The sequence below is a fragment of the Bacillus sp. SG-1 genome, from assembly GCF_000181495.1.
Classification (GTDB): domain Bacteria; phylum Bacillota; class Bacilli; order Bacillales; family Bacillaceae_B; genus Rossellomorea.
The window spans coordinates 1-1,356 of the sequence record NZ_ABCF01000175.1 but is presented as its reverse complement, the minus strand read 5'-3'; the positions used below and the strand labels follow the sequence as shown (position 1 = coordinate 1,356).

Annotated in this window: 1 protein-coding gene; it reads left to right on the top strand. The window is 41.3% G+C overall.

All coding sequences use genetic code 11. The features are described from left to right. Positions 1–292: 292 nt before the first annotated feature. Positions 293–1,356: NupC/NupG family nucleoside CNT transporter (locus BSG1_RS19535; protein WP_044023223.1), on the top strand; the 1,064-nt coding region annotated here is incomplete at its 3' end.

Genomic DNA, 1,356 nt, shown 5'->3' with positions numbered 1-1,356 from the left:
CTTACGCTCCTTACCCCCAGCCAAACTTCTTCTGATTTTCATATCCATCAATCCTTTCATTAACATTTGTACACAATACCGCAATTAATAGGTTATGTAGTAACTATTCAGGGAAAAGTCCAAAGTATTCTCACAGATGCAATGTCTATTATATTATTTCACAACGGATAAAAAGAAAGAAATACAACATAATAAAAGTGCATCAAAAAAATTTAAATAAAGGGTTTACATTAAGAGAATTTTAAAGTAATCTAACAATCCTAGCAAGAATATTACATACGAGGTGAGAAATGTGCAGTATATTTGGGGTATTATAGGTATTTTAACCGTAATGGCCATAGCTTTCCTATTTTCAACACATAAGCGTTCTGTCAATTGGAGGACGGTTCTAGGCGGACTTGCCATTCAGCTGTTCTTTGCGTTTATCGTATTGGAAACCGGGTGGGGCCAGGCTGTATTACAGGAATTCACGAAAGTTGTAAACAACATCATCAACTATTCAAATGAAGGGATAAACTTCCTCTTCGGCGGATTGTTCAATGATAAATCAAATATCGCATTTGTATTTGCATTTAATGTCCTGCCGGTTGTTATCTTCTTCTCCTCCCTGATTTCGGTTTTGTATTACCTGAAAATCATGCAGCTCTTCATTTACGTTTTGGGCGGTGGCCTGTCATGGCTGCTTGGCACCAGAAAAGCGGAGTCCATGTCAGCAGCTGCTAACATATTTGTTGGACAAACAGAGGCTCCATTGGTCGTACGGCCTTATCTCCCAAAAATGACGGAATCTGAGTTGTTTGCCGTCATGACTGGAGGACTTGCTTCTGTCGCAGGTTCAGTATTGATCGGTTACTCGTTGCTTGGAGTTCCTTTGGAGTACTTGCTTGCAGCTAGCTTCATGGCTGCACCAGCCGGGCTGGTCATGGCCAAATTGTTTGTTCCTGAAACGGACGCTAAACCAGAACCTAAAGAATTCGAGATGGAAACTGATAAAGAGTCAACAAATGTCATCGATGCAGCAGCAAGAGGTGCATCAGTCGGACTTGAACTTGCATTGAATATCGGTGCTATGCTTCTTGCTTTTATCGCCCTTGTCGCTTTGATCAACGGGATTCTTGGACTGATCGGCGGATTGGTTGGATTGGACAACCTATCACTTGAGCTGATTCTTGGATATGTGTTCTCCCCGCTTGCATTTGCGATAGGGGTTCCATGGAACGAAGCTGTTACAGCCGGAAACTTTATTGGTCAAAAGCTTGTTATCAATGAGTTTGTCGCTTATTCTAATTTCGCTCCACAAATTGAGCAGTTATCTGATAAAACTGTCGCCATTATCAGCTTTGCCCTTTGTGGATT